Source organism: Streptomyces tubercidicus, from assembly GCF_027497495.1.
Classification (GTDB): domain Bacteria; phylum Actinomycetota; class Actinomycetes; order Streptomycetales; family Streptomycetaceae; genus Streptomyces; species Streptomyces tubercidicus.
This window is the reverse complement of sequence record NZ_CP114205.1, coordinates 3,962,709-3,980,425: the sequence shown is the minus strand read 5'-3', so window position 1 is coordinate 3,980,425 and position 17,717 is coordinate 3,962,709. Positions and strand designations below refer to the sequence as shown.

Below are 17,717 nucleotides of genomic sequence, written 5' to 3'. Positions count from 1 at the left end.
GCGAGGCACTCACTTCGCCGGATTTACGGTCGTACAAACCTGGTTGCACCCCTACCCCCTCACCTGGCCATGCCTCCCGCCACCGGGAGCCCTAGGCTCCGGGCACATGAGCAAGCTGCATCTGTTTGATATGGACGGGACCCTGCTCTACGGGTCCGCAGCCGCGATCGAGATTTCCCGGCAGCTCGGGCTGGACCGGGAGATCCGCGAGCTGGAACGCGGATTTGCGGCGGGTCAGCTGACCCCTGTGCAGTTCGCGCAGCGGGCATGTGAGCTGTGGTCCGCCGAGCTGACCGAACTCCAGGTCGCCGCGGCCTTCGACGGTGCGCCATGGCTGACCGGTATCCGGGAGGTCTGGGCGGATATCCGGGCACGTGGCGAACGGTGCGCGGTGATTTCCCTGTCCCCGGCCTTCTTTGTCGAACGGCTGCTGGCCTGGGGCGCCGACGCGGCGCGCGGTTCCCGCTGGCCGGCGGTGCCGATCCGGCAGGCGGTGGAGCCGGCCGGCATCCTCACCTCGGCGGCGAAGGTGCGTATCGCGGATGAACTCTGCCTGCGGTACGGGCTGACCCGCGCCGACTGTGTGGCGTACGGCGACTCCCTGTCGGATACCGAACTGTTCGCGTCAGTTCCGCGGTCCGTTGCCGTGAATGCGGATCACCATGTCAGTGACCTGGCCTCATATGCGTATGCGGGAGGTGATCTGCGCGAGGCATACGCGTTGGTGCGTACTGGCGAGTAATTCCCGGCTTTCCACGGAGGATTCGTCCGCTGTGTGCGCGGAAAACGCACTCTGTGGGGAGGATCACTGTTATCGGAAGGGCCGTGTGGAGTGTTCCAAGATCAGGACTTGTGGATTCAACTACTGCCGGTATGGTCGAGTCCGGTTTGGCGGAGTGAGGGCTTCCGCGGGTACGCGAAGAGCGGGCAAAGCTCGCCAGTCTAGCGGTGAAGTGGCCTGCGGCACCCGGACTTCGGACTATTTGTCCCTTACGGTGAGCGGGGTGGCATGCTGCTGACGCGGCATCTGCTCCACCTTGCCGCAGGGAGGTAGGGTTTGTCCGCTTTGGAGGATGATGCCGGAATCGCTAGAGTCGATGAAGAATTCCGGAGCGGGGCGGGGGAATTCCGGGCAGTTCCGATCCGCGGAAGTGCGAAGACGACTGAAAGACGTTCGAGGCGAGGCAGACCATGGACGCTCCGACCACTACGTCGGCCGATAACGGCTCTTCCGGCGGGAGCAGTGGAGATTGGGGTTGGTTCACTCCGCCGGCTAAGAAGTCCTCCGGAGAACAGCAGGAGCGGCAAAACAGCCAGGACCGCCAACAAGGCCATGACGACCGGGCCGAACCGGGCGACCGGAGTGCCTACCCCGACCACGGTGACCACAGAGATCACAACGAGCGGATCGAGAGAGACGAGCGGAACGACCGGGAACAGATACCCAGCCGTCCGGTCCATCCGATCCGGCCGGTAGGCACCGCCACCGAGCGGGTGCGCGAGCCGGAGCCGTCGCAGCCCCCACGGCGCGAGGCGGGCGGAGCGCCCACCGCACCCGTCTACACCGAGCAGTCCGCAGCCCCCTCCGGGTACGCCGCCCCGGCACCCGGGCCGCCGCGCCGCGAGGCCGAGCGCTCCTGGGACCGTCAGCCGGTCCAGGACGGTCAGCCGGCCTGGGAGCGCGTGCCCGTCCACGGCCGGGAGCCCGAGCCCGTACACGAATCCGCGCGCGCCACGGGAGCGCCCACGGCTGGCGCCGCCCCCGCACCGCCCGCCCAGAGCGCGGCCCCCGCGCCCTCCGTCTTCACCCCCGGGACGCCGCCCGCCACTCCCGCACCGGAGCCCACGCTCGACGCCGTGACCGCCTCGGTGTCCTCTTCGGCACCGGCCTCCCCCGACGCGCTTCTCATCCGTCGCACCATGGCGGAAATCGAGCCGGTGGCCGACAAGGTCATCTCGTACTTCTACGCGCTGCTCTTCGTCCAGTACCCCGATCTGCGGGTGCTGTTCCCCGCCTCCATGGACACCCAGCGCGACCGCCTCCTCAGGGCGCTGCTCACCGCGGCCCAGCACGTCGACGATGCCGAGGTACTCACCGCGTACCTTTCGAACCTCGGCCGCGGGCACCGCAAGTACGGCACCCAGCCCGACCACTACCCGGCGGTCGGCGAATGTCTGCTCAACGCGCTCGCACGCTATGCGACGTCCAGTTGGGGACCGGAGACCCAGGCCGCCTGGGTGCGTGCCTACACGACGATCTCGCAGATCATGATCGACGCGGCCGCCGCGGACGAGGCCGTGGCCCCCGCCTGGTGGCAGGCCGAGGTCGTTTCGCACGAGCTGCGTACGCCCGATATCGCGGTGGTCACGGTCCGCCCCGACCAGCCGTACCCGTTCCTCGCCGGGCAGTACACCAGCGTGGAAACCCCCTGGTGGCCGCGCATCTGGCGGCACTACTCCTTCGCCTCCGCGCCCCGCTCCGACGGTCTGCTCTCCTTCCACGTCAAGGCGGTCCCGGCCGGCTGGGTCTCCAACGCGCTGGTCCATCGCGCCCGCCCCGGCGATGTCATCCGGCTCGGTGCGCCCGGCGGAACGATGACCGTCGACCACACCACGCGCAGCGGTCTGTTGTGCGTCGGCGGCGGCACCGGCATCGCACCCATCAAGGCCCTGATCGAGGAAGTCGCGGAACACGGTGTCCGGCGCCCCGTCGAGGTCTTCTACGGCGCCCGCAGCGACCAGGACCTCTACGACCTCGACACCATGCTGCGCCTGGAACAGGCCCACCGCTGGCTCTCCGTCCGCCCGGTCGTCGCCACCGGGCCTGCGGCGCGTGGCGGGACAAGCAGCGAAACCGGGCAACTTCCGGACGTGGTGCGGCAATACGGGCCATTCCGGGAATACGACGCCTATCTGTCCGGGCCGCCGGGGCTGATCCGCAGCGGCGTGGACGCGTTGCTGGGGGTCGGAGTCTCGACCGACCGCATACGTCACGACTCCGTAGAAGAGCTGGTCTGGGCAGGAGATTGAGTTCTTGGCAGGGTAGGGCGGCGCAGAGGGTCCGACAGGAGAGTGGTGCGGTATGCCGAGTCAGGAGCGTCCCGGGAGCGACGGCGAGCACTTGGTGCAGCAGAGGCTCGGGACGACCGAGCGCGCCGACCGCTTCTACGGGGATCAGGTCCTGGACCATCTCAACGTCCGTATGCAGGAGTTCGTGGCCCGACAGGAGATGTTCTTCCTGGCCACGGCCGACCGGCACGGCGATTGCGACTCGACGTTCCGGGCCGGACCGCCGGGTTTCGTGCAGGTCCTCGACGACCGGACGCTGGCCTACCCGGAATACCGTGGCAACGGTGTGATGGCGTCCATCGGCAATATCTCGGAGAACCCGCGCCTGGGCATCCTGATGATCGACTTCACCCGGGACCGCATCGGCCTGCACATCAACGGCCGTGCGCGGGTCGTCATGGACGAGGAGATGCGGGCGCGGCACGCCGATCTGCCGGTCGATCCGGTCCCCGGGCGGCGTGCCCAGCTGTGGGTCACGGTCGAGGTCGAAGAGGCGTATATCCACTGCTCCAAGCACATTCCGCGGCTGCAGAAGGTCCCGGTGCAGGAGCGTGGAGCGCGGGCATGGGGCACCGACGACACCAAGCGCAAGGGCGGCGACTTCTTCGGCGCGGCGGCCGAGGCGAGCGAGCGGCCGCCGTTCCGGCGCCCGGTGCGCCGTAACGAGCATCTGCGGGGCGGACTGCACGAGGACACGGGCGACGCGGTCTATCAGGGCGCGGCTCCGGTGTCCGGGGGCGCCCCCGCAGCCGGCGGCACGGCCCATGCCCCACGCACCGAGCCCGTCCATGGCGCCGGGCCCGAGGCCGCCGGCCGGCGGGATTTCGTGGAGGAGCTCAACGCGGAGTTCCTCGACCGGGTCGAGCGGGTGCTCGCCCGCGCCCAGCCCCGTCGTCCCGTGGAGGACGAGGCCGACTTCCGCGGATGGTTCGACCGGCGCGACGGCTGAGACGGCGCCTGCCGCAGCGGCCGCCGCGGTGATTCGAGGACCGTTCAGCCCAGGTCGGGGGCGTGCATGGCCCGCACGCCCTCGATGTTGCCGTCCAGGTAGTGGCGGAGCGACAGCGGTACGACCTCGACGGAGGCGATGCCGACGCGGGTGAAGGGCACCCGCACGATTTCGTAGTCCCCGCAGGGCTCCTCGACCTCGGGGCCGTGCCGGCGTGCGAGGTCCATCGAATCGAGCCGGCAGACGAAGAAGTGCTGGACCTTCACGCCGTCCACCCCGCCGTCGCTGAAGTGCTCGACGGTGTCCACGAAGACCGGCACCACGTCCTTGATCTTCGCGCCCAGTTCTTCGTCCAGCTCACGGTGGAGGGCGTCGATGACCGTGGCGTCCTCGGGCTCGACGCCACCGCCGGGAGTGATCCAGTACGGGGCCCGGCCCGGCTTGGTGCGCTTGATCAGAACGAGGTCCGCGCCGTCTAGCAGGATCGCGCGGGCGGTGCGTTTGACGACTGGCCGTTCGTTCATAGGGGACAGATGCCGCAGTCACGGCCTGGTGAAACCCTCGCCTCTCGGTCACCAGTCGACAGCGGTGCGCAGCAGCCATTCATGCGCCCGCGCGATATGCGGCAGGCCCAGCGTCCCGGTTCGTACGGCCAGGAAATAGGTCCGCAGCGGGGGCACCGGCGGGTCGAGCAGGGTGGTGACGGTGCCGTCGGCCAGCGCGTCGGCGCACAGATAGCGAGGCAGCACGGCGAGCCCCGCGCCGGCCGCGACGCAGGACAGCACCGCCCGCAGATCGCCGGCGATCACGGCCGCGGAGGCCGTGGGCTTGGCGTCGAAGACCGCGGACCAGTAGCGGGCGATCAGCGGCAGACTTTCGTGGACCTCGACGATCGGTACGGGGTCCAGCAGACGGACGCCACCGGCCCGCAGCACCCCGGGGCCGCCCAGCTGCGCCGCCCAGCGCGGCGCGGCGATCAGCACATGCTCCTCGTCGCACAGCGGGGTGGCGGTGAGCAGCCCGCCGCGTGGCCGGGTCGTGGTGACGGCGAGATCGTGGTGACCGGCCGCGAGACCGGTCAGCATCTCGTCCGCGGACCCGAAGGAGGTGCGGATGGACAGGCCCTGGGATATCAGCGGGGTGAGCGCCGGGAGGGCGCGTTCGGTGAGGAACTCCGGGGCACCGGCGAGATGGAGGGTGCGGGTGACGGAGTCCCGGTCCAGGCCCGCCTCTGTGATCTCGGTGAGCGCGTCCAGGTGCGGCGCCACTTGTAGGCGAGTTCGTCGCCGACGCTGGTGGGGGTGACTCCGCGGGCGTACCGGAGGAAGAGCGGACGGCCCAACTGGCGTTCCAGCGCCCGGATTTGGCTGGTCACCGCAGGCTGGGAGAGGCCGAGTAAGGTCGCGGCGCGGGTGAAGGAGCCGGCTCGGTGCACTGTGACAAAGGTGCGCAGCAGAGCCAGATCCATCATGTACCTCCTGCGCCCCTCGGAGCCTGGTCGCGGGCCAACTATAAATTCGCCGATAGGGCTGTGTCGCTAGCGTGATTGGACACTGACGCTCGGTCAACTAGCCTTGTTCGAGCGGTTGGTTTCACGTGGAACATCTCGTTTCACGTGAAACACGTGGACTCGGGGCCATGGGGAACCGCAGGCCGGCAGGGTGACGAGGGGGGATGCCCTGCCGGCCGTTCTTATGTCTTCAGCTATGCCGGACGTGGCGGCGCGCACCACTTGTTCTCTTCATGTCGATGATGAGGTTCATCCCGTTTGCCCGGTCAGGCGCGTGTGGCCACGTCCAGCGCCCGGAGGACATCCGCGACCAGATCCTCCGGCTCCTCGACACCGACCGAGAAGCGGATAAAGCCCTCCGGCACCGCATCCCCGCCCCACCGGCCCCGCCGCTCCGCGCTGGACCGTACGCCCCCGAAGCTGGTCGCCTCGTCCACCAAGGTCAGCGCGGCCAGGAACCGCTCCGCGAAGGGCTTGTCGGGCAGCACGAAGGACACCACGGAGCCAAAGCGGCCGGGGCGCATCTGCCGAGTGGCGAGCTGGTGGGACGGATCGGACGGCAGGCCGGGATGGCGCAAGCCGGTGACCTCGGGGCGGTCGGTCAGCGCCGTGGCCAGCGCCAGCGCACCGGCCGACTGCTGCCGGACGCGCAGTGCGAGGGTGGCGAGGGAGCGATGCGCGAGCCAGCTCTCCATGGGACCGGGGATCGCGCCCACGGTCTTGCGCCACAGCCGTACGGAATCGGCGAGTGCGGCATCGCGGGTGCTGGCGTAGCCCAGCAGCACGTCGCCATGGCCGGTCAGCGCCTTGGTGCCGCTGGCCACCGAGAAGTCCGCGCCGAGATCGAGAGGGCGCTGGCCGAGCGGGGTGGCGAGGGTGTTGTCGACGGCGACCAGCGCGCCCCGGTGGTGTGCCGCCTCGGCCAGCCGCCGGATGTCGCACACATCGAGGCCGGGGTTGGAGGGCGTCTCGATCCACAGCAGCCGGGCGCCGTCCAGCGCATCGAGCTGAGCATCGTGTGCCGTCGGCGCCGTACGGACCTCGATGCCGTAGCTCTCCAGCCGTGTGCGCGCCGCAGGCAGCAGCTGATAGCCGTCGCTGGGGAGCACCACCGCGTCACCGGAGCGCAGCTGGGAGAAGAGGACGGCGCTGATCGCCGCCATGCCGGAAGCGAAGGCAATGGTGTGGGCGCTCTCGTCCGGCGATTCGAGCGCGCCGATGGCCTCTTCCAGACGCGTCCATGTCGGGTTGGCGTCCCGGCCGTAGGTGTAGGGGCCGACGGCGTCGCCGGGGAGATGGTAGTGGGCCGCGAAGACCGGCCCGGGGAGGGCCGGCTCATGGGCCTCGGGCTCCGGGAGCCCGGCACGTACGGCGCGGGTGCCGTCGCCCGTCATGCGCTCTCCTTCTCCTGCGGCCGGTGCTGTTCCCGGGCAGTGCGCCGGTTGTCGTGGTCGGCGCCGCGGGCCGTGACGACAGTGGGGGCCGGGAGCGCGGCGCGGATCGCGGCCAGCAGGCCCTCGCTCGCCTCCTCGACCATCTCCAGGCACTCCTCGAAGCCCTCGAAGCCGCCGTAGTACGGATCGGGTACGTCGAGATCGTCGGTCGCGCCCGTGGCCGCGCCCGTCCCGTACGTACGCAGCAGGCGGACCTTGGCGGCGTCCTGCGCGGTGGGGGCCAGGCGGCGCAGCTCGCGCAGATGGCCGGAGTCGAGCGCGATGACCAGGTCGAGGCGGTCGAACCAGGAGGCATGGAACTGCCGGGCGGTGTGAGCGTTTTCATAGCCGCCCGCGCGCAGTACGGCGACCGTGCGCGGGTCGGCTCCATCGCCCTCGTGCCAGCCGCCGGTCCCCGCGCTGTCGACCTCGACCAGGCCGTCGAGCCCGTCCTCCGCGAGGCGGGCGCGGAAGACGGACTCCGCCATCGGCGACCGGCAGATGTTGCCGGTGCAGACGAAGCAGACGCGGAACGGAGCGGTCAAGGGTCAGTCCTCGTCAGGAAGGATCACATGCATCGCCCAGGCGACGATGGAGATGATCACGCCGCCGAGCAGTGCCGTCCAGAACCCGCCCACATGGAAGGCGAGATCTGCCTGGCCGGCGAGCCAGGAGGTCAGCAGCAGCATCAGCGCGTTCACGACCAGCGTGATCAAGCCGAGCGTGAGGATGAACAGGGGGAAGGAGAGCAGCTTCACCACGGGCTTGACCAGGAAGTTGACCAGCCCGAAGATCAGCGCGACGAGGATCAGTGTCAGTACTTGGCGGCCGGTGTTCTCACCGGTGAGCGTGATGTCCTTGAGCAGCCAGATGGCCACGGCAAGCGCCGCGGCATTGGCGATCGTCTTGACCAGAAAATGCTTCATGGTGAGATCGTCGCAGACGAGTCTGAATTCATTGAGGGGTGCGATCGGCATGAAGGCTTTCAGACTGGAAGAGCTGGAAGCGGAACGGGCCGCCAACGACGGCGCCTATCTGCAGTTCCTCCGGGAACGCAACATGTCGGTCGGGCTGTATGCGCTGGATGCCGGCAGCATCGATCCCCAGCAGCCGCACCGGCAGGACGAGGTCTATCTCGTGGTCAGCGGCCGGGCGGCGATCACCGTCGGGCAGGAGACGCAGTCGGTGGCCCGGGGCAGCGTGGTTTATGTGCCGGCGGGAGTGCCCCACAAGTTCCACCACATCAGCGAGGACCTCCGGGTCATGGTGGTCTTCTCTCCTCCTGAGAGCTAAGGGTCGGGCCCCGCAACCCGTAGGGGACGCGTCAGGGGAGTACCGGGGATGCGAAGCCCCCACGGCCGTGGTCCGCGTCCTAGCATCGTGGGTGAAGGGAAACCTGAGGCGCGAGGCGGCAGATCCGCAGCATGCGGACAGTGCCATCGGCGCGACCACAGTGCAGCGGACAGATAGCGCGGTACGGACAAAAGCGACAGCGCGAAAGACAGAAAGCAGGGGAGAGCAGTGGCCGGTAAGGGGATATTCGCAGGGCTTCCGTGGTGGGTCACCTGGGTCGTGGTGCCCGTCGTCGTGATCGTCGTCTTCGGCGGACTGATCGCCACCGCGCTCGGCTTCCTGATCGGCGTGCTGTTCAAGGTCCTTATCGCGGCGGCTCTGATAGCCGGGGTCATCTACCTCTTCCGCAGGGCCAGTGGCTCGTCCTCTTCCTCGTCGAAGAGCGACTGGTAAGCCGCAGCCGACACGACCGACCGCCGGTGCCCGAACACCGGCGGTCGCCGGCCGTGGCCCGCTCGGCGATGACCACGGCACAGATGTCATCTCATAAAGACCCTCATAAAGCACCCCAAATGCATCTCATTGGGACGCAGCTGAGTCCGATGTCGAACTCCACGCGCACAGTCCCGCTTGGCGGTGCGCGGGCGGGGTGACTCCTCCGCCTTTCGGCCTTCCGCCCCGGCCGGCCGAGTTAGAGTGCCGATCGCAGGCGTCTTCCGGACGGTGGCGTTCCGGAAAACCCCGGGTGCGACGAGCCCGGTCCGGGCGTCATCGGACGCCTGGGAGACGCGCGCGGTCACGGGAGTTGGTCCCGTGCCCGGGGCCGGTGCCCCTCTGCGAGCGGACCTGGGGGTTGGCGTTGGCAATCGTGAACGGCGAATCCTCCTCCCACCCCACCTTGATCGGATCGGTGCAGCGGGCGCTCCGGCTGCTGGAGGCGGTGGGCGCGCATGCCGACGGGGCGCCCGCCAAGCAGCTGGCCAGAGAGGCCGGGCTGCCACTGCCGACCGCCTACCACCTGCTGCGGACCCTGACGCATGAGGGTTATCTCCAGCGTGAGAACGGTGTCTTCGTCCTCGGTGCGGCGGCCGAGGTCATCGGCCGGGCCGGGGCCAGGCGCCGACAACGGGCCCATCTCTCCGAAGCGCTGGCCGTGGCGGGCCAAGAGCTGGGCGCCGCCGTCTACTTCGCCGTCTATCGGGAGGGTGAAGTAGAGGTACTGGCGGTGACCGACGACCCGGCGCGGCCGCCCGTGGTGGAGTGGGTCGACTTCCGCACCACCGCACATGCCCATGCGATCGGGCAGTGTCTGCTCGCGCAGCTTGACGAGACAACGAGGAGGGAGCATCTGGCACGCCATCCCGTCGAGTCGATAACGCCCTTTTCCGTGCGAACTGAGGATGATTTGCTGCACCGTTTGGATACGGTGCGTCGCGGTCATGTCGCTTACGAGCGCCAGGAATATGCCCTGGGCACGGTGTGCTCCGCCATTCCCGTCCAGGTCGGTGCCGCTGCGGCGACGCTGGCGATTTCCCTGCCCGTGGACGAGCTGCGTCGATTGCGGTCCGTTACAGACCGACTACGGAAAATGGCGGAGGCGACACTAACGACACTCGCCTTCTCTATCAGTATCTGAAAACTCACTCCTTGTGATCTGCTGGCGCGTGGCAGACGATGGCGCCAATAGGGCTACGGGGTTGTTTCCCGGCCATCTCCGATCAAGTGCGGGGCAGTGGTTGATGACCGACACAGTTCAGGCAGAAGTGATCATGAGCTTCGTCGTCTCGGAGGAGCTTTCGTTCCGGATCCCGGTGGAGCTGGACTTCGCCAGCTCCGATCCGTACGCCGTCCGCCTCACCTTCGACCTGCCCGGCGATGCGCCGGTGACCTGGGCGTTCGGCCGGGAGCTGCTGCTGGACGGGCTGAGCCGGCCGTCCGGTGAGGGCGATGTGCGGATCGAACCGGCCTCCCCCGAGCACCTCGGCGATGTCCTCATCAGCCTTCAAGTCGGCGCCGAGCGTGCGCTGTTCCGGGTGAGCGCGGCGCCGCTGGTCGCCTTCCTGGACCGTACGGACCGGCTGGTGCCGCTGGGCAAGGAAGAGGTCTGCGACACCCTGGAGGCCGTACTGGACCAGATCCTCACGGAGACCCCGGCCGGCTGACCCTGCCGCCGGAACTCGCCCCCGATCCTCTCCCCGTCATCCCTGCTTACGTCGCTTGCCGCGTCCCCCACGGCGTCCCTGCCGGCCACCCGTGGGGCGCGTCGGCCCACCGTCGCCGACCCCGGCCCCAGGGCCCGCCATGACACCCGCCCCGGCCCCCTGCCCGGCTCCCGTGTCGTCGCCCGTCGGCCCCGTCCGCTCCTTCCGGTCCGCCGAGACGACCAGCGCGGCCAGCAGGGTGGTCAGCGGCACCGCGGCGACCAGCCCGATGCTGCCCACGAGCGTGCGGACGATCTCCTCCGCGACCACCTCGCTCGACGCGACCGTGCCGACGCTGCTCTGTGCGATCGAGAACAGCAACAGCAGCGGCAGTGCGGCACCCGCGTAGGCCAGCACCAGGGTGTTGACGACGGACGCGATGTGATCCCGGCCGATCCGCATCGCGGCGCCGTAGAGCTTGCGCCAGCCGGCCGACGGGTCCGCCTCCTTGAGCTCCCAGACCGCGGCGGTCTGGGTCACCGTCACATCGTCGAGCACGCCCAGCGAACCGATGATGATCCCCGCCAGCAGCAGACCGCGGATCTCGATGTCCGGGTACAGACCGTGCACCAGCCCGGTCGTGTCGTCCGTATTGCCCGTCAGCAGCGCCCAGCCGATGAAGACCGATCCGAGCAGCCCGATCAGCAGAAGTGACGCCAGGGTGCCGAGCACGGCCACGGACGTCCGGGCCGTCAGCCCATGACACAGATACAGCGCGATCAGCATGATCGCGCTGCCCCCGACCACCGCCACCACCAGCGGATTGGAGCCCTGCAGGATCGCCGGAAGGATGAACAGCGTCAGGACCACAAAGCTGGCCGCCAGCGCCACCAGTGCCAGGAGCCCGCGCAGCCGGCCGACGATCACCACCGCGAAGGCGAAGATCCCGGCCAGCAGCCACATGGGGAGCGACCGGTCGACATCGCTGACCGAGTACTGCAGGTCCTTCGGCGCCTTGGGGGAGTACGTCACCACCACCTCCTGGCCGGTGGTGTAGTGGCGCAGGGCATCCGGTGTCACCACCGTCTGGAAGGTGCGCCCCTTGTTTTCCCCGGTGGTGACTTCGATGGTGGTCTGCTGGCAGGGCTTGCCCTTGTCCTTGTCCGCTCCCCCGGTCGGTGGCTGCCCCGTCGGTGACGGTGGCTGGGGTTGCTGTTCGGCATGGACATCCGCACAGTTCACCTCCGCCACCTTGACCACTCTGGCCGTCTCCGTGGGCTGGTCGAAGCCGACCCCGGACGGTTTGTGTGGCGGTGCACCGCCGGGCCAGAGCACGACCAGACCGACCGCCACCGCGGCCGCGAACGGGATCAGTACGGCCGCGATGACCTTGCGCAGATGTCGGGAGACGGGCGCGGCAGGACCATGGCCATGCCCGTGGGAGTGCGGGGCGGGGTGATGGTGGGACTCATGAGCGGACACCGCCCGATCATCGCAAGAACCGCAGGGGCCCACTGTTCACCGCGCCACATCGGCCGCTACCGTGGTGGCACCTTTGCAATCGCGGGAGCTCGGAGCACCGGGCTGAGAGGGCGCTGACCTCCGTCCCAGCGGCGTTTCACGTGAAACGCCGACAGACGGAAGCCGCTGCGTCGACCGCCGAACCTGTTACCGGGTAATGCCGGCGTAGGGAGTTGGGTCTCATGACTCTGCAGGATGCACGCACGCCCGAAAACGGTGCCACCGAGGGCGAAAAGCCGCAGATCGGCTGGCACAAGGGCTATGTCTCCGGATCGCGCCCGGACCTTCGGGTGCCGGTCCGGCGGGTGCACCTCACCAACGGCAAGGACGTGACGCTCTACGACACGTCAGGTCCGTACACCGACCCTCAGATCGATACCGACGTCCGCCGTGGTCTGGATCCGCTGCGGGAGAACTGGATCATCGGCCGCGGCGACACCGAGGAGTACGCGGGCCGCCCGCTGCGGCCCGAGGACGACGGCCTCAAGCACACCTCGCCGCGCGGCGGACTCAAGAACCTCGACGCGGTCTTCCCGGGCCGCCCCCGTCAGCCGCGCCGCGGCCGTGCGGGCACCGCGGTCACCCAGCTCGCGTATGCCCAGCGCGGCGAGATCACCGCGGAGATGGAGTACGTCGCCCTCCGCGAGAACGTCACGCCCGAGTTCGTCCGCGAGGAGATCGCGGCCGGCCGCGCGGTGCTGCCGGCCAACATCAACCACCCGGAGATCGAGCCGATGATCATCGGCAAGAACTTCCTGGTGAAGGTGAACGCCAACATCGGTAATTCGGCGGTCACTTCCTCCATCGAGGAGGAGGTGGAGAAGATGACCTGGGCGACCCGTTGGGGCGCCGACACGGTGATGGATCTGTCCACCGGCCGCAATATCCACACCACCCGCGAGTGGGTGCTGCGCAACTCCCCCGTCCCCATCGGCACCGTCCCCCTCTACCAGGCGCTGGAGAAGGTCGACGGCAAGGCCGAGGAGCTGACCTGGGAGATCTACAAGGACACCGTCATCGAGCAGGCCGAACAGGGCGTCGACTACATGACGGTGCACGCCGGTGTGCTGCTCCGCTATGTGCCCCTCACGGCCCGCCGCAAGACCGGCATCGTCTCCCGCGGCGGTTCGATCATGGCCGCCTGGTGCCTGGCGCACCATAAGGAGTCCTTCCTCTACACGCACTTCGAGGAGCTCTGCGAGATTCTCGCCTCCTACGACGTCACCTACTCGCTCGGTGACGGTCTGCGCCCCGGCTCCATCGCGGACGCCAACGACGAGGCACAGTTCGCGGAGCTGCGGACGCTCGGCGAGCTGAACACCATCGCCAAGCGGCACGGCGTACAGACCATGATCGAGGGCCCGGGACATGTCCCGATGCACAAGATCAAGGAGAACATCGACCTCCAGCAGGAGATCTGCGAAGAGGCGCCGTTCTACACGCTCGGCCCGCTGACCACCGATATCGCGCCCGCCTACGACCACATCACCTCCGGTATCGGAGCGGCGATGATCGCCTGGTGGGGCACCGCGATGCTCTGTTACGTCACGCCCAAGGAGCACCTGGGCCTGCCGGACCGCGACGACGTCAAGACCGGCGTCATCACGTACAAGATCGCGGCCCACGCGGCGGACCTGGCCAAGGGCCACCCGGGCGCCCAGGAATGGGACGACGCGCTCTCCGACGCCCGGTTCGAGTTCCGCTGGGAGGACCAGTTCAATCTGGCCCTCGACCCGGACACGGCCCGCGCCTTCCACGACGAGACGCTGCCCGCCGAACCGGCGAAGACGGCCCACTTCTGCTCGATGTGCGGCCCGAAGTTCTGCTCGATGAAGATCAGCCAGGACATCCGCCGCGAGCACGGCGGCGATCTGGCCCTCGACCCCGAGGCCGGAATGGCCGAGAAGTCGAAGGAGTTCGCGGCGGCGGGCAACCGCGTGTATCTGCCGATCGCGGACTAGCCGTTCCGGCTGTACGCACTCGGCGGAAGGCCCCTGCCCTGCGAGGGGCGGGGGCCTTCCCGGCTGCGGAGGCAACTGGGAAGGGATCCCGACCCCAGCCCCCGGCCTAATCCGGCTGGTGATCCGGCCGTTGATCCGCCCCGCCGTAATCCGCCCCGCCGTAATCCGGGCTGGTGAAGTCCGGGCTGGAGTAGCGCGGGCGGGGCCCCGAGGAGCCGCTGTCGGGGCTGGTGAACTGGGGGCGGGTGTAGCCGAGCGTGGGGATGCGGCTCTCGGCGGACGTGCCGCGACGCGGGACGTAGCGCGCGGGGTCGTCGTCCGGGGTGGCGGTGGGGTCGGTGAGGGCCGCATGGAGAAAGGGCAGCAGACCGCGCTCCAGGAGGGCGCGGCGCCATGCCTCATGGGCTTGGTCCAGCGCCTCGGCCGGCTCCTCGGCTCTGGCGACCTGGGCGGACGCACCGTTGCGCAGCGCCGTGATGACCAGGCCGGCCATGGCGACGAGGGTGCCCACCGCGGTCAGCGCCGCGAATATCCAGCCGACGCTGATCAGCGGCTGGGCCAGGGACGTGTCGAGGCTGACGGCACGCAGCACATACCCGATGAGGAGGAAGAGCACGGCGGCGATACCGGCGAGCACCGGGGCGAGCACCGCGATCATGGCGGTCAGCCCGGCCCCGGTGGTTTCGGCCTCGTCCAGGGCCGTGGCGCTGTCCGGTCCTAGTCTCCCGTAGGGAGCCTCGTTCTGCTCCGCGCCGTCCGCATCGGTGACGGACGCGAGCGGCGCCGGTGCGCGCAACTCGGCACGCAGCTGCACATAGCGTTGGTATTCGGCCGTGGCGCAGGCGGCGATGGCGGTGGTCGCACTGAGCGCCATCGTGCGCAACTGCTCGGTCTGGAGAGGGTGTCCCGCGGCGGCGGTCAGGTCGTTGTCCGGGCGGTATGGGGCGGTACGCAGCGCCTCATCGAGGAGTCGCGCGAATTCCGCGCGGTCCTCGTTCAGCAGGTGCGGAGCGCTGTTCATGTGCATCCCCCGATGCTCCGTAGGGCCGTACGGCCGGCGTGGGCCGGGCAGTGGGCGGAAACGGAGGAGAGCCTGCTACGGATAGACCGATGGTAGAGCGATTCCGGTACGGCGTGACAGCGAGTTTGCGGAATTTGAGTAATGCCGCGACCTGTTCCCGCCGGTGCCGCCTCCGGTTTTCGTCCTGACCGCCCGTCGGCGGCCTGGCGAACCGCTACCCGGCCAACCCTCAGCCGGCCAGCGGCAGTTGAACGACCAGCAGCTTTCCGGCCATCGTGACACCGCCGTCCATGGCGATCGCCAGACCGTCGGCGTAGACATGCGGGCCGTCGACCGCGACGCTGTCGCTCTCGCCGTCCTCCGTGCCGACCTCGCCCAGCAGATACGGGATCGGGCTGTGGCCGTGGACGACGCGGTCGCCGCCGTAGGCGTCGAGGAGTTCCCGGACGGCGTCCGATCCGGCTTCGTCGCGGAAGGCGAAGCGCTTGGTGAACTTGCGGAAGAGATCCCAGACTTCATCCGCGTCGCTGCGGGTGAGCACGTCATGGACGGTGTCGTTGACGGCCTCGATGGAGTCGCCGTATTCGAGGTAGGCGGTGGTGTCGGAGTGCACGAGCAGATGCCCGTCCTCCTCCATCACGGCGTCCAGCCGGGCCATCCACTGGAGGTGGTGGTCCTCCAGGCGGTCCATATCGGTCTTCTGGCCGCCGTTGAGAAGCCAGGCCGCCTGGAAGGACGCGGTGCCGGCGCCGGACTGTACGGGGGTGTCGCCGAACCGCTTGGCGCCCAGCAGCAGGAGTTCGTGGTTGCCCATCAGGGCCTTGCAGTAGCCGCCGGCCGCCGCGGCCTCGGCGGAGAGCTGCATGACGAGGTCGATGACGCCGATCCCGTCCGGGCCGCGGTCGGTGAAGTCGCCGAGGAACCAGAGCCGGGCGTTGCCCGCCGCCCAGTTGCCGTCGGCGTCGATCAGGCCCTCGGCGGCCAGCGCCTCGCGCAGCTCGTCGTAGTAGCCGTGCACATCGCCGACGACGTACAGCGGGCCCATGCCCTCGGGCGCGTCGGGGTCCATGGCTGGTTCGGGCACCGGGACGACCGCCGGGCGGTCGATGAGGGTGTCCGTACGGACCGGGGCGATGACCGGGAGGTCCCGCGCGGTCGGGGTGTACTCCTCGGGGAGTTCGGCCGGTGCCGCGGGGGGCGCGGCCGGAGGCGCGGCGGGGGCGCCGGCGGGCAGACGCAGCGGCGGGCCGGCGGGCGGCACGGGGGACCCGGCGGGCGTGCCGGAAGGCACTCCGGGCGGCGGAGCAGGCGCCGGAGTTTCTCCCGCCATGGTCCGCACCATGGGTCCCAGACTGGCCCCCTGAGTCATCGACCCCTCCACCGTTGCGCCGCCGTGCACCTCTCGGACCTTTGCCTGGTCGACGGCGGTCCGCGGTGTCGTGCGCCCATCATAGGAATGCCGGTCGCGGGTTGTGACGCACCCGGGGGTGGTCAATCCACCGGAGCCCGGCGTTCGCGGCTGTTTTATCCCGGGATCGCCCCGTTTTTTCCTCGCAGAAGGCAACGACCGGTCCTCCGTACGTGGGAGCACTTTCAGTCACCGGCCGGTCCTCGTGGCGGACTCACGGTGGTTCGCGGTGACCGTCGCTGGGACGAGGCACGGACGATGAGGTCGGTGGGTATCACCTGTTCGATGGGCCGGCCGTTGTCCAGCCCTTCGATGGCGTCGATGAGGATCTGGATGACGGCGGTGCCGATGCGGCGCGGTTTGAGGGACAGCGTGGTGACCGGCGGTTCGGTGGCGGCGTAGAGGGTGGACTCGCTGCAGCAGACCAGCAACAGGTCCTCCGGCACCCGCAGGCCGTAGCGCCGGGCGGCGGCGAGCAGATCCGTGCCGTTGGGGTCGAAGAGGCCGTAGACGGCGTCCGGGCGGTCCGGGCGGGCCAGCAGCCGGTCGGCGGCGACGGCGCCCGCGCACGGGTCGTGTGCCGGGTAGGACTCGTACACCGGGTCCTGGCCGACCCGCTCGCACCAGTGCAGATAGGCGGTGGTCGACAGCCGGGTGTAGGTGTCGGTGGTGTTGCCGGTGAGGAGTCCGATGCGGCGGGCACCGGCGTCGGCGAGATGGTCGAGCAGACCGAGGACGGCCGCCTCGTGATCGTTGTCGACCCAGCCGGTGACGGGCAGTGCGCCGCCGGGGCGGCCGTCGGAGACGACGGGGATGCCGTGCCGGACGAGTTCGGTGACGACGGGGTCGCCGTCGGCGGGGTCGATGACGACGGTGCCGTCGAGGGCGACGTTGGACCACACGTCGTGGCGGGAGGTCGCCGGGAGGATGACCAGCGCATATCCGCGGGCCAGGGCCGCGGAGGTGGCGGCTCTGGCCATCTCCGCGAAGTAGGCGAATTCGGTGAAGGTGAAGGGTTCGTCCCCGTATGTGGTCACGGTCAGGCCGAGGAGCCCTGACTTGCCGGTACGGAGCGTGCGGGCGGCTGCGGACGGGCGGTAGCCCAGCCGGTCGGCCACCTCGCGGACATGGCTACGGGTGGCATCCGGAAGCCGGCCCTTGCCGTTGAGCGCGTCGGAGACAGTCGTGATCGACACACCGGCTGCGGCGGCCACGTCCCGGATGCCCGCCCGCCCCAGCCGGCGACCGGTCGACCGGCTCACCTGGTGCTTCCCTGCTGCTGTCATGGCGAGCCGATAGTAGGGCTCGTGACGGCAATTCACGGGGGTCGGCCAACCGCTTCTGAAAGGCACGTTTCTGCACGGCTTCCGGTCATCAATTCCCTCGAAAGCAAAGGCAGTTGACGTGAATC

Annotated in this window: 16 protein-coding genes and 1 pseudogene; 8 read left to right on the top strand and 9 right to left on the bottom strand. The window is 69.3% G+C overall.

What is annotated here, in order from left to right; translation table 11 throughout:
- Positions 1–106 precede the first annotated feature (106 nt).
- The 3 genes from STRTU_RS17305 to STRTU_RS17295 all read left to right on the top strand — a co-directional run bounded on the left by STRTU_RS17305 (position 107) and on the right by STRTU_RS17295 (position 4,018).
- Positions 107–742, top strand: coding sequence for an HAD family hydrolase (locus STRTU_RS17305; protein ID WP_159744366.1), 636 nt, complete (start codon positions 107–109; stop codon positions 740–742).
- A gap of 449 nt (positions 743–1,191) precedes the next feature.
- Positions 1,192–3,030 (top strand): globin domain-containing protein, encoded by a 1,839-nt coding sequence (locus STRTU_RS17300; protein ID WP_159744365.1) that lies wholly within the window; start codon positions 1,192–1,194, stop codon positions 3,028–3,030.
- Between the two features lie 52 nt (positions 3,031–3,082).
- Positions 3,083–4,018: a pyridoxamine 5'-phosphate oxidase family protein gene (locus STRTU_RS17295; RefSeq protein WP_159744363.1), complete on the top strand. Its 936-nt coding sequence runs from the start codon at positions 3,083–3,085 to the stop codon at positions 4,016–4,018.
- A gap of 44 nt (positions 4,019–4,062) precedes the next feature.
- Here the strand turns inward: STRTU_RS17295 and STRTU_RS17290 are convergent, their stop codons facing one another.
- From STRTU_RS17290 to STRTU_RS17270, 5 genes and pseudogenes are all read right to left on the bottom strand, one after another.
- Positions 4,063–4,542 (bottom strand): NUDIX domain-containing protein, encoded by a 480-nt coding sequence (locus tag STRTU_RS17290; RefSeq protein ID WP_042150914.1) that lies wholly within the window; start codon positions 4,540–4,542, stop codon positions 4,063–4,065.
- Between the two features lie 48 nt (positions 4,543–4,590).
- A pseudogene (locus tag STRTU_RS17285) lies at positions 4,591–5,486 on the bottom strand (LysR family transcriptional regulator).
- Positions 5,487–5,794: 308 nt separating this feature from the next.
- Positions 5,795–6,922 carry a cystathionine gamma-lyase gene (locus tag STRTU_RS17280; protein WP_159744361.1) on the bottom strand — a complete coding sequence of 376 codons (1,128 nt, stop codon included), beginning with the start codon at positions 6,920–6,922 and terminating at the stop codon, positions 5,795–5,797.
- Positions 6,919–7,506 (bottom strand): low molecular weight protein-tyrosine-phosphatase, encoded by a 588-nt coding sequence (locus tag STRTU_RS17275; RefSeq protein ID WP_159744360.1) that lies wholly within the window; start codon positions 7,504–7,506, stop codon positions 6,919–6,921. Before STRTU_RS17275 ends, STRTU_RS17280 begins: the two co-directional genes overlap by 4 nt.
- Before the next feature lie 3 nt (positions 7,507–7,509).
- Positions 7,510–7,887, bottom strand: a complete 378-nt coding sequence (locus tag STRTU_RS17270) for a phage holin family protein (protein WP_159747021.1) — start codon at positions 7,885–7,887, stop codon at positions 7,510–7,512.
- Between the two features lie 49 nt (positions 7,888–7,936).
- Between STRTU_RS17270 and STRTU_RS17265 the strand changes: the two genes are divergently transcribed.
- The 4 genes from STRTU_RS17265 to STRTU_RS17250 all read left to right on the top strand — a co-directional run bounded on the left by STRTU_RS17265 (position 7,937) and on the right by STRTU_RS17250 (position 10,416).
- Entirely contained in the window at positions 7,937–8,254 is a 318-nt protein-coding gene (locus STRTU_RS17265) for a cupin domain-containing protein (RefSeq protein WP_159744358.1), read from the top strand.
- Between the two features lie 228 nt (positions 8,255–8,482).
- Positions 8,483–8,707: a DUF5326 family protein gene (locus tag STRTU_RS17260; RefSeq protein ID WP_159744356.1), complete on the top strand. Its 225-nt coding sequence runs from the start codon at positions 8,483–8,485 to the stop codon at positions 8,705–8,707.
- Between the two features lie 412 nt (positions 8,708–9,119).
- A complete protein-coding gene (locus STRTU_RS17255; RefSeq protein ID WP_272591832.1) occupies positions 9,120–9,890 on the top strand; it encodes an IclR family transcriptional regulator in 771 nt (256 codons plus the stop codon).
- 103 nt (positions 9,891–9,993) lie between these two features.
- Positions 9,994–10,416 carry an SsgA family sporulation/cell division regulator gene (locus tag STRTU_RS17250; protein ID WP_159744352.1) on the top strand — a complete coding sequence of 141 codons (423 nt, stop codon included), beginning with the start codon at positions 9,994–9,996 and terminating at the stop codon, positions 10,414–10,416.
- Between the two features lie 36 nt (positions 10,417–10,452).
- Here STRTU_RS17250 and STRTU_RS17245 read toward each other — a convergent pair whose 3' ends face one another.
- Entirely contained in the window at positions 10,453–11,877 is a 1,425-nt protein-coding gene (locus STRTU_RS17245) for a YibE/F family protein (RefSeq protein ID WP_159744350.1), read from the bottom strand.
- Positions 11,878–12,098: 221 nt separating this feature from the next.
- On the opposite strand from STRTU_RS17245, the gene thiC reads away from it, so the two are divergent.
- A complete protein-coding gene (gene thiC, locus STRTU_RS17240) occupies positions 12,099–13,877 on the top strand; it encodes a phosphomethylpyrimidine synthase ThiC (protein ID WP_159744348.1) in 1,779 nt (592 codons plus the stop codon).
- A gap of 106 nt (positions 13,878–13,983) precedes the next feature.
- On the opposite strand, the gene STRTU_RS17235 is transcribed toward thiC, so the two are convergent.
- The 3 genes from STRTU_RS17235 to STRTU_RS17225 form a co-directional block, all read right to left on the bottom strand.
- A complete protein-coding gene (locus STRTU_RS17235; protein ID WP_159744346.1) occupies positions 13,984–14,904 on the bottom strand; it encodes a hypothetical protein in 921 nt (306 codons plus the stop codon).
- A gap of 223 nt (positions 14,905–15,127) precedes the next feature.
- The gene (locus tag STRTU_RS17230) at positions 15,128–16,228 is read right to left on the bottom strand and encodes a metallophosphoesterase (RefSeq protein ID WP_269777367.1); all 1,101 of its coding nucleotides are present in this window, start codon (positions 16,226–16,228) and stop codon (positions 15,128–15,130) included.
- A 263-nt stretch (positions 16,229–16,491) separates the two neighbouring features.
- Entirely contained in the window at positions 16,492–17,592 is a 1,101-nt protein-coding gene (locus tag STRTU_RS17225; RefSeq protein WP_159744344.1) for a LacI family DNA-binding transcriptional regulator, read from the bottom strand.
- Positions 17,593–17,717: the final 125 nt, after the last annotated feature.

What these genes read in the sequence shown, in the direction of transcription:
- STRTU_RS17305 (WP_159744366.1), top strand. Translation starts at nt 107, where the DNA reads ATGAGCAAGCTGCATCTGTTTGATATGGACGGGACCCTGCTCTACGGG.
- STRTU_RS17300 (WP_159744365.1), top strand. Translation starts at nt 1,192, where the DNA reads ATGGACGCTCCGACCACTACGTCGGCCGATAACGGCTCTTCCGGCGGG.
- STRTU_RS17295 (WP_159744363.1), top strand. Translation starts at nt 3,083, where the DNA reads ATGCCGAGTCAGGAGCGTCCCGGGAGCGACGGCGAGCACTTGGTGCAG.
- STRTU_RS17290 (WP_042150914.1), bottom strand. Translation starts at nt 4,542, where the DNA reads ATGAACGAACGGCCAGTCGTCAAACGCACCGCCCGCGCGATCCTGCTA.
- STRTU_RS17280 (WP_159744361.1), bottom strand. Translation starts at nt 6,922, where the DNA reads ATGACGGGCGACGGCACCCGCGCCGTACGTGCCGGGCTCCCGGAGCCC.
- STRTU_RS17270 (WP_159747021.1), bottom strand. Translation starts at nt 7,887, where the DNA reads ATGAAGCATTTTCTGGTCAAGACGATCGCCAATGCCGCGGCGCTTGCC.
- STRTU_RS17265 (WP_159744358.1), top strand. Translation starts at nt 7,937, where the DNA reads ATGAAGGCTTTCAGACTGGAAGAGCTGGAAGCGGAACGGGCCGCCAAC.
- STRTU_RS17250 (WP_159744352.1), top strand. Translation starts at nt 9,994, where the DNA reads ATGACCGACACAGTTCAGGCAGAAGTGATCATGAGCTTCGTCGTCTCG.
- thiC (WP_159744348.1), top strand. Translation starts at nt 12,099, where the DNA reads ATGACTCTGCAGGATGCACGCACGCCCGAAAACGGTGCCACCGAGGGC.
- STRTU_RS17235 (WP_159744346.1), bottom strand. Translation starts at nt 14,904, where the DNA reads ATGCACATGAACAGCGCTCCGCACCTGCTGAACGAGGACCGCGCGGAA.
- STRTU_RS17230 (WP_269777367.1), bottom strand. Translation starts at nt 16,228, where the DNA reads ATGGCGGGAGAAACTCCGGCGCCTGCTCCGCCGCCCGGAGTGCCTTCC.
- STRTU_RS17225 (WP_159744344.1), bottom strand. Translation starts at nt 17,592, where the DNA reads ATGACAGCAGCAGGGAAGCACCAGGTGAGCCGGTCGACCGGTCGCCGG.